At 70.5% G+C, this 9262-nt stretch carries 12 protein-coding genes; 9 read left to right on the forward strand and 3 right to left on the reverse strand.

Features of this window, described 5'->3' with window-relative positions; all coding sequences use genetic code 11:
* The first annotated feature begins 7 nt into the window (after positions 1–7).
* The 8 genes from G6035_RS18860 to arfB are packed head-to-tail and all read left to right on the forward strand — an operon-like array spanning position 8 to position 6610.
* Positions 8–1426: a lyase family protein gene (locus G6035_RS18860; RefSeq protein ID WP_371131073.1), complete on the forward strand. Its 1419-nt coding sequence runs from the start codon at positions 8–10 to the stop codon at positions 1424–1426.
* Entirely contained in the window at positions 1416–2279 is an 864-nt protein-coding gene (locus G6035_RS18865) for an alpha/beta fold hydrolase (RefSeq protein WP_176618642.1), read from the forward strand. The genes G6035_RS18860 and G6035_RS18865 overlap by 11 nt, the downstream gene beginning before the upstream one ends.
* On the forward strand, positions 2276–2743 hold the full coding sequence (pcaC, locus tag G6035_RS18870) for a 4-carboxymuconolactone decarboxylase (protein WP_176618643.1): 468 nt from the start codon (positions 2276–2278) through the stop codon (positions 2741–2743). The genes G6035_RS18865 and pcaC overlap by 4 nt, the downstream gene beginning before the upstream one ends.
* Before the next feature lie 5 nt (positions 2744–2748).
* Entirely contained in the window at positions 2749–3969 is a 1221-nt protein-coding gene (locus G6035_RS18875; RefSeq protein WP_176618644.1) for a thiolase family protein, read from the forward strand.
* Positions 3970–3979: 10 nt separating this feature from the next.
* Positions 3980–4672 (forward strand): 3-oxoacid CoA-transferase subunit A, encoded by a 693-nt coding sequence (locus G6035_RS18880; protein WP_176618645.1) that lies wholly within the window; start codon positions 3980–3982, stop codon positions 4670–4672.
* Positions 4669–5340 (forward strand): 3-oxoacid CoA-transferase subunit B, encoded by a 672-nt coding sequence (locus G6035_RS18885; RefSeq protein WP_176618646.1) that lies wholly within the window; start codon positions 4669–4671, stop codon positions 5338–5340. The genes G6035_RS18880 and G6035_RS18885 overlap by 4 nt, the downstream gene beginning before the upstream one ends.
* Complete coding sequence (locus G6035_RS18890; RefSeq protein ID WP_176618647.1) at positions 5337–6140, forward strand: IclR family transcriptional regulator C-terminal domain-containing protein; 804 nt, start codon at positions 5337–5339, stop codon at positions 6138–6140. The genes G6035_RS18885 and G6035_RS18890 overlap by 4 nt, the downstream gene beginning before the upstream one ends.
* A gap of 44 nt (positions 6141–6184) precedes the next feature.
* Positions 6185–6610, forward strand: a complete 426-nt coding sequence (arfB, locus tag G6035_RS18895; RefSeq protein WP_176618648.1) for an alternative ribosome rescue aminoacyl-tRNA hydrolase ArfB — start codon at positions 6185–6187, stop codon at positions 6608–6610.
* Positions 6611–6669: 59 nt separating this feature from the next.
* Here arfB and G6035_RS18900 read toward each other — a convergent pair whose 3' ends face one another.
* Genes G6035_RS18900 through G6035_RS18910 form a run of 3 tightly spaced genes read right to left on the reverse strand, consistent with a single transcriptional unit; the run spans position 6670 to position 7931 of the window.
* Positions 6670–7128, reverse strand: a complete 459-nt coding sequence (locus tag G6035_RS18900; RefSeq protein WP_176618649.1) for an SRPBCC family protein — start codon at positions 7126–7128, stop codon at positions 6670–6672.
* On the reverse strand, positions 7129–7611 hold the full coding sequence (locus G6035_RS18905) for an SRPBCC family protein (protein ID WP_176618650.1): 483 nt from the start codon (positions 7609–7611) through the stop codon (positions 7129–7131).
* Entirely contained in the window at positions 7608–7931 is a 324-nt protein-coding gene (locus tag G6035_RS18910; protein ID WP_176618651.1) for a metalloregulator ArsR/SmtB family transcription factor, read from the reverse strand. Before G6035_RS18910 ends, G6035_RS18905 begins: the two co-directional genes overlap by 4 nt.
* Before the next feature lie 545 nt (positions 7932–8476).
* Here G6035_RS18910 and G6035_RS18915 point away from each other — a divergent pair.
* On the forward strand, positions 8477–9262 hold a 786-nt coding region (locus G6035_RS18915), incomplete at its 3' end, for a protease pro-enzyme activation domain-containing protein (RefSeq protein ID WP_218063369.1).

A 9262-nucleotide genomic window follows, 5' to 3' on the forward strand; every position in this document is an offset into this window, starting at 1 on the left:
AGGGGGCGTGAACACCGTGCCCGGAAATTTTGGCCTGCTCTCCCCGGTCGCGGCAGATCCGACCCGCCGGCAGGCAACGGACGACGCCGCCGTCGTCGGGTCCGTCCTCACGGCGGAAACCGCCTGGGTGCAGGTGCTGGAGGCGGCCGGGCTGGCCCCGGCCGGCACCGCCGCCACGGTCCGCGGGGCAGCCCAAGGGGATACTTTCGACCCCGCCGGAATCGCAGCCGCGGCGCAGGGCGGCGGCAACCCCGTCATCCCGATCGTGGCCCGGCTGCGGGCCCAGGTCTCCGAACGGGATCCCCGGGCGGCCGCCTTGGTCCATGCGTCGCTGACCAGCCAGGACGTGCTGGACACGGCGCTCATGCTGCTCGCCGCCAACGCCGTGGCCCTGATCCGCGTGGACATGGCCCGTGCCGCCGCGGCCCTGGCGCGGTTGGCCCGCACCCATGCCGGCACCCTGCAGCCGGCCCGGACGCTGACCCAGCACTCCCTGCCGTCCACCTTCGGGCTGAAGGCGGCCCAATGGTTCCACGGCCTCGCCGCGGCCGCAACGCGCCTGGATGCAGTCACCTTTCCCGCACAGTTCGGCGGTGCCGCCGGCACCCTGGCGGCAGGCTCCGTGCTGGCCGCCAAGACCGGGACGGACCCCTTCACCCTCGCCGACGCGTGGGCCAAGGAACTGGGCCTGGCGGCGGCACCGGCGCCGTGGCACACCAACCGGACCGCGGTGACGGCCCTTGGCGACGCCCTGGCCGCCCTCACGGACACGGCAGGCAAAACCGCCAACGACGTCCTGCTGCTCAGCCGCCCGGAATTTGGCGAACTGGCTGAACCCCGGGCCGCCGGGCGGGGCGTGTCCTCGGCCATGCCGCAAAAGCAAAACCCCGTGCTGTCCGTCCTGGTGCGCAGCGCAGCGCTGGCCGCCCCGCAGCACGCCGCCCAGCTCCACCTGGCCGCCGCCCTGTCCGTGGACGAGCGCCCGGACGGCGCCTGGCACACGGAGTGGGACGCCCTGCGCACGCTGCTGGAACTGGCAGGCGGTGCCGCGGCCGCCTTGCGCGAGCTGGCGGAAGGCCTCCGGGTCTTCCCTGCCGCCATGCGCCGCAACCTCGAGATCAGCGGGCCGCTGCTGTTGAGCGAAGGGGTTGGTGCCGCCGTCGTTCCCCTGCTCGACACCGACGGAGGCGGCAAGGCACGCTTCCAGGCCGTCGTCGACCAGGCCCTGCAGGCCCCGCCCGCGCAGCAGGGCCCCGAATTTGCCCGGCTGCTGCGGGCCGCGGTGCCGCGGGAGCGCCTTGCCGACGACGAACTGGATGCCCTGCTCGACCCCGCAAGCTACCTGGGCGAAGGCAGCCGCATCATTGACCGACTATTTGCCGCATACCCCCAGTGGGTGCCGGAAGGAGCAAGCCATGAGCAATGAGACACGCGCCGGGACCGCCGTGGAGACACGCGTTCCCGAGATCAGGGCGGTGCTGCTGTCACCGCAGCGCCCCCTCGGCAGCCTACCCCTGCTGGTGGTGGGGTGTTCCCTCGGGACGTCCTCCGTGCTGTGGGAGAAGGTCGGCGTGCTGCTGGGCGGCGAGGTGGACGTGGTGGCGTGGGACCTGCCCGGGCACGGGATCTCCCCCGCATCCCAGGCACCCTTTACCGTGGCCGGCCTCGCGGACGCCGTGGTGGCGCTGGTGGATTCCATCGCCCCCGGAGCCCGCTTCCACTACGCCGGCGTCTCCCTGGGCGGGGCCGTGGGCCTGCAGCTGGGAATCGACCACGATGCACGGCTGCTCAGCCTCTCGGTGCAGTGCTCCGGCCCCAAGCTCGGCACACCCGAGGCCTGGACCGAACGGGCCGGGACGGTGCGCACCCTCGGCACGCCCGTCATGATCCAGGGCTCGGCACAACGCTGGTTTGCGGAAGGGTCCATGGAGCGCGACCCCGCCCTGGCCAGCAGGCTGCTGAACGCCCTCCGCGACGCCGACAGGTTCAGCTACGCGCACTGCTGCGGCGCGCTGGCGGGATTTGACGTCCGCAACGACCTCGGCCGGATCACCGCCCCGATGCTGGGCGTGGCCGGCGTCGAAGACACCGTGGCCCCGCCGGAAATGGTCCAGGAAATGGTGGACGCCATCAACGCAGGCGCCGCCGCAGTCAGTGCCCCGGACACCCCCCCTGCGGTTGCCGTGACCCTTCTGCAGGTCTCCCACCTGGCACCGGCGGAAGCGCCCGCCGAGGTCGCCGACCTGCTGCGCGGCCTCATGGAAAGGGGCAGGGCATGACCACCACACCCTCCCCCGACCGCAACGGCGCCGTCCAGCCGGAAGCCACCACCCGGGACGTGTACGACGCCGGCCTGGCCGTCCGCCGCCAGGTCCTCGGCGCGGACCACGTGGACCGCGCCAATGCGGCCATGGACGGCTTCACGGCCGACTTCCAGGACATGATCACCCGCATCGCGTGGGGCGGCATTTGGACGCGGCCCGGCCTGGGCCGGCAGATGCGCTCGGCCGTCACCATCACCGCCATGGTGGCCCACGGCCACTGGGACGAGCTCGCCATGCACGTCCGGGCGGCCCTCGGCAACGGCCTGACCCGGGACGAAATCAAGGAAATCCTCCTCCAGACCGCCATCTACTGCGGCGTCCCTGCCGCCAACACCGCTTTCAAGACGGCCCAGGCGGTCTTCGCCGTGCTCGACGCCGGGCAGGATGCCGGCCCCCACCCCACCACTCCAAAGGACTAACCCCCATGAACCAGGCGTACCTGTACGACGCTGTCCGCACCCCGTTTGGCAAGTTCGGCTCCGGCCTGGCCCGGGTCCGGCCTGACGACCTCGCCGCCCATGTAGTGCACGAGTCCGTGGCCCGGGCACCCCAGCTGGATCCGGCCCGGATCGACGAGGTGGTGTTTGGCAATGCCAACGGCGCCGGTGAGGAAAACCGGAACCTGGCCCGCATGGCCACCCTCCTGGCGGGCCTGCCCACGTCCATCCCCGGCACGACCGTCAACCGCCTCTGCGGCTCCTCCATTGACGCGGCCATCATCGCCTCCCGCCAAATCAACACCGGCGAGGCCGACGTGGTCCTCGTGGGCGGCGCCGAGTCGATGAGCCGTGCCCCCTGGGTGCTGCCCAAGACGGAACGCCCCTATCCGGCCGGGGACCTGGCACTCTCCTCCAGCACCCTCGGCTGGCGGCTGGTCAACCCGGCCATGCCCGCCGAATGGACGGTATCCCTCGGCGAAGGAACCGAACAGCTGCGCGAGAAATACGGCATCACCCGCGACCGCCAGGACGAATTCGCGGCGAACTCCCACAACCTGGCCGATGCGGCCTGGAACAGCGGCTTTTACGACAACCTCACCACCGTGGTGCCCGGCACGGACCTGCTGCGCGACGAGGGCATCCGCCCCGGCTCGACGGCGGCCACGCTGTCCGGGCTGAAGACGGTGTTCCGCAAGGAGGCTGAAGGACCCGGGGGCGGCACCGTCACGGCCGCCAACGCCTCACCGCTCTCCGACGGCGCGTCCGCGGCCTGGCTGGGATCCGAGGCAGCCGCCGGCATCCTGGGCCTGGAGCCGCTGGCCCGCATCGCCGGGCGCGGCGCAGCCGGCGTGGACCCGCAGTTCTTTGGCTACGGGCCCGTCGAGGCAGCCAACCGGGCACTCGCGAAGGCGGGGATCGGCTGGGGCCAGGTGGGCGCCGTCGAACTTAACGAGGCGTTTGCCGCCCAGTCGCTGGCCTGCCTGGACGCCTGGGACATCGACCCGGCCATCGTCAACCAGCACGGCGGCGCCATCGCCATGGGCCACCCGCTCGGCGCATCCGGCACCCGGCTGCTGGGCACGCTGGCCCGCAGCCTGCAGGCCTCCGGGCAACGGTGGGGCGTCGCCGCGATCTGCATCGGCGTGGGGCAGGGCCTGGCCGTTGTGCTCGAAAACGTCGCCACCAACCACACCGCCACGAACTAAGGGAACGAACATGCCCACCATTGCAAGCTCCGCGGCCGAGGCCGTTGCGGGAATCCGGGACAATTCCACCGTGCTGATCGGCGGCTTCGGCAACGCCGGCCAGCCGATGGAACTCATCGACGCGCTGCTCGAATGCGGCGCCACCGGACTGACCGTGGTCAACAACAACGCCGGCCAGGCCGACGCCGGACTGGCCCTGCTCATCAAGGAACGCCGCGTCCGCAAAATCATCTGCTCCTTCCCCCGGCAGTCCGACTCGTGGCACTTTGACGCGGCCTACCGGGCCGGGGAGATCGAGCTGGAACTGGTCCCGCAGGGGAACCTGGCCGAGCGGATCCGGGCTGCCGGGGCCGGGATCGGCGGCTTCTTCACGCCCACCGGATACGGCACCATGCTCGCCGAGGGCAAGGAAACCCGGATCATCGACGGCCGCGGGCACGTGTTCGAAACCCCCATCCACGCCGACTATGCGCTCGTCAAGGCGCACATCGCGGACCGGGCGGGCAACCTGCTCTACCGCAAGACGGCCCGGAATTTCGGCCCCATCATGGCGGCCGCCGCCACGGCGAGCATCGTCCAGGTCGGCACCATCGTGGACACCGGGGCGCTGGACCCGGAAAACATCGTCACCCCCGGCATCTACGTCAACACCATTGTCCAGATCGGCGCCGGCGCACCGGCAGAACACGAGGCACAGCAGTGAACACGCAAGCCGAAAACACCACCGGCACCCGCCTGGGACGCGAGGAGCTCGCAGCCCTGGTGGCCGCCGACATCAAGGCCGGCTCCTTCGTCAACCTCGGCATCGGACAGCCCACCCTCGTCTCCAACTACCTGCGCCCCGAGCAGGCCGTCACCCTCCACACGGAAAACGGCATGCTCGGCATGGGCCCGGAAGCCCACGGCGACGAGATTGACCCGGACCTGATCAACGCCGGGAAGATCCCCGTTACCGAGATGCCCGGCGCGTCGTACTTCCACCATGCAGATTCCTTCGCCATGATGCGCGGCGGCCACCTGGATGTCTGCGTGCTCGGCGCCTTCCAGGTCTCCGCGACCGGCGACCTCGCGAACTGGCACACCGGCGCACCCGACGCCATCCCCGCCGTCGGCGGCGCCATGGACCTGGCCACCGGCGCCAAGGAGGTGTACGTCATGATGGGCCTGTTCGCCAAGGACGGCTCGTCCAAGCTCGTCGAGGCGTGCACCTACCCGCTCACCGGCGTCGGCTGCGTCACCCGGATCTACACGAACGACGCCGTCTTCCTCATCACCGCGGACGGCGTGCGGGTGCGCGAAACCTTCGGCACCACGCTGGCGGAACTGCGCGAACGCATCCCGGTGCCCCTGGAAATGGCAGCGGTGGGATGACGGAGCCGCAGACCACCCCGCCCGTGGCCAGCGACCAATATGTGCAGTCGCTGGCCCGCGGGCTGGCCGTCATCCGCGCGTTCGACGCCGACCATCCGGTCATGACGCTGAGCGGGGTGGCCCAACGCACGGCGCTGACCCGCGCCACGTCCCGGCGCTTCCTGCACACCCTCGTGGAACTGGGCTACGTGCGCACCGACGGGAAGAACTTTTCGCTGACCCCGGCGGTGCTCCAGCTCGGCTATGCGTACCTGTCCGCGTTGTCCCTGCCCCAGCTGGCGGAGCCCCACCTGCAGGAACTTTCGGCCCTGCTGGGGGAATCGACGTCGGCGGCAGTGCTCGACGACGGCGACATCACCTATGTTGCCCGGGTCTCGACCCGGCGCATCATGAGCGTGGGCATCACGGTGGGGACGCGCTTTCCGGCCCACGCCACGTCCATGGGCCGGGTGCTGCTGGCAGGGATGGCGCCGGCGGCCTTGGACGGATATTTTGCCCACCACCACATTGCGCCGATGACCCCGCGGACCGTGTCCACGGAGGCGGAACTACGCCGGGTGCTCGATCAAGTCCGCGACCAGGGCTGGTGCCTGCTGGACCAGGAACTGGAACTCGGCCTGATGTCCATGGCTGCCCCGGTGCACGACGCCGCCGGGAAGGTGGCCGCAGCCGTCAACGTCTCCCTGCAGGCCCAGGGCGTCAGCGCCCAGGCGGATCCGGCCGCATTCCTGGCCAGGGTGCGCCAGGAACTGTTGCGCACCGCGGCCCTCATCTCCAGCGACGTCGCCGCCGGCCGGTAAGGCCGGGCCCGTAGCGCCAAGGCCGGGCGTGCAAGACTGGGTGCATGGATCTTGAGGTGTCGGCCGTGCTGACCATCCCGGCGTCGGAGCTGGAATGGAGGTTTTCACGTTCCTCGGGGCCGGGCGGGCAGCACGTGAACACCTCCGACAGCCGCGTCGAGCTGTCCTGGAACGTGGCCGGATCCGCTGCCGTGACCGAAGGCCAGCGTGCGTTGCTGTCCGCCCGCCTCGGGCGCCGGCTCATTGCCGGCGTCATTACCGTCACCGCTTCAGAGCAGCGTTCCCAGCTGCGCAACCGCGAGACCGCCCTGGCCAAGCTGGCCGGACTTGTCGCCGCGGGCCTGGCACCCGATGCACCAAGGCGCCGTCCCACCAGGCCGACGGGGGGTTCGAAACGGCGCCATCAGGCTGCGAAGGTCCAGCGCTCCGCGACGAAACAGCTTCGCCGGCGGCCCTCAGGTGAGATGTAGCAGCCTGATCCTGCACGCTGGCCCCTGGACCCTCGGCAAGAAACTGTCATCGAAGCACGTCAGCCGGCCGTGGGATCCCGGCGGCCCTCCAGGCGCCGCTTGAGGGCGGCCAGGTTGCCGGGCATCTCGCGCCGGGCCTGACGGCGGACCACGAGCGGCACAAGCAGGGCTCCGATTCCATGGCCCTCAAAGTCCACGGCAATGCTTACCCTGGACCGATCGGCGCCAAGCGGCTCCACGGTCAGGTCTACGTTGGCCCGGATGGGCCCGTCGGTGCCGCGGACACTCCACGCCGTCGGCACCTCAAGCCGCGTGACGACGGCGGTGCCAGTGCGGTTGCGCAAGCCGATGCGGCGGGTGGTCAGGCACAGCGAGCCGAGCTGCAGGCTGCCGGGCGTGCCCATGGAGCCGCTGACGACGCCCTGCTGCCATTCATTAAAGTGGGCCGGATCGGTGGCGTAGCTGAAAACCCCGGCCGCCGGCCTGTCGACGTCCACGCTTGTTGTTATTGCCGGCATTCAACGGCCCTCCTTCACCAGGCCGGCATAGCGGGCCAGGTACAGCGGCCACCCGGCACCGCCGCCCACCCCGTCGCCAACCGCCTGCCAGCCGGGCCCGTGCCGGTCGATGTGCCGGTGTTCCAATTCAACCCGGGTCCGCTGCGGGGTGAGCGCCACGAAGCGCACCTCGACTTCGCTCGTGTTCTCCGGGTTGCCCTCGAGCTCCCAGCGCGGGCCGATGTCCCAGCTGAACACCACACGGTCCGGCGGCTCAAAGGCCAGGATGCGGGCCCACCGGCACTCGCTGCCATCCACGGCGCGGTCATATATGTACCCGCCCACCTTCGGCTCGAACACCGTTTCGGCGATGGGGGCATGGAGGAGGTTGTGTTCGGCCGGCTTGAAATCCCCGAACCTCCCGGTGAAGACGGCGAAGGCGCGCTCAACCGGCGCCTCGACTACCACCCGCCTGCGCACCACCGCGGCCTCCTGGGCGGTCATTGCCCCTCCCCGTCCCTCTGCTCCACAACGGCCTGGAAATTGCCCAACGCCCGGTTCCAGAAAGTGTCGAGCTGGTCCCGCAAGGCCCCCATCCCGGCCGGGTTGAGCCGGTAGATGCGCCGGTTTGCCTCCGCACGGTCAACCACCAGGCCGGCGTCCTTGAGCACCTTGAGGTGCTGGGACACGGCCGGCCGGCTGACCGGCAGTGCGGCGGCCAGTTCCCCGACGGCGCACGGGCCCCGGGCCAGGCACTCGAGGATCCCGCGCCTGGTCCGGTCCCCCAGCGCATCCCAGGCACTGTCCAATCGGTAAGTATCCACGAACGTAAGTCTGCGCTTACGTTTGCTGTTCGTCAAGGGGTGGTGGATGGATTGTTCCAACGGGATTCGCCGTTGCACCGGTCAAGGACCGGCGGCCCGCCGCCCTTACATGTGCTTGCCCCGGGAAGGCGGAGGCACCGGTGCTGTGCGCCCGGCCGCGGAACAGGAGTGCGGTCACCACGGCACCGGCCGCCGGGAGGACGTCGCACGCAAGGTAGGCGCTCGAATAACCCTGCACGAGCGGGTCCAGGCGGCTGCCGCCGCCCTGGGCGGAGATGGCCGGTTCCCTCTCCCCCCGGGATCGACGCCGGGACGGCCACCACCTGCTTCGCTTCCCCGGCGGGGTCGTGCAGGTAGGTGCCGCGGCCCTTCACGCCTGCTGCCCTGTCCGTGCCCGGGAAGTTGACCTGCCGCGTGATCCAACGGCCACCTCAGGCTGCGCAAATCCCACCATTGCCAGCGGGGGCCGGGAAGTCTTAACGTGGACCCAGCGAGCCACCGACTACAGTCGCGAAGGCCGCTTCCAACTGTCAGGAGAACCTGGAATGCGAAAACACTTCCTCGGAGTGTCCATGGTGGTCGTCGCCGCTGTCGTGGCGGCGGTCACCGGAGCGGGCGCCGCCAACGCCGCCCCGGCACCGGAACCGATTCCCAACTCATCACCCGGCTGGCTCACCCACGGAAAGAACCTTGGCGCGGCCTCCCCGAATGCCCGCGTCTCAGCGCGGGTGTACCTGGCCCCGGAGGGCGGCCTCAAGGCGCTGCAGGCCGCGGCAACCGCCGCATCCAGCAGCCATCATTTCCTCACCCCCTCCCAATACCATGCACAGTTCGATGCCACGGCGGCCACCGTTGGTGCCGTTGACAAGTGGCTGGCGGGCTCCGGCCTCAGCGTCAAAGTGGACGCGAACCACCGCTTCGTCGATGTCACCGGAAACGTGCGTGCCGCCGACAAGGCGTTCGGCGTGACCATCGCCAACTTCAGCCACGACGGCCTGAGCGTGCAGGCGCCCACGGGCGCCGCGACGGCGCCGGCTTCCGTTGCGGCATCCATCATTGCCGTCTCGGGACTGGACACCACCGCCTCCATCGTGGAACCGAAGACCCAGAAGCCGTCCCCGCCCAGTGCCGGGTTCCGCAATGCGCCGGTCTGCTCGCACTGGTACGGCGACCAGAACCCCACCACGCTGGCCACCCCGGACGGCACGGTGCTGCCCCAGTTCGACGGCGACACGCTGCCGTATGCGCCCTGTGGCTACACCGGGCCGCAGCTGCGCAACGCCTATGAGGCCGGCGCGGCAGCCGGCCTTGACGGCCGCGGCGTGACGGTG

Source organism: Arthrobacter sp. SDTb3-6 (genome assembly GCF_013376095.1).
GTDB lineage: Bacteria > Actinomycetota > Actinomycetes > Actinomycetales > Micrococcaceae > Specibacter.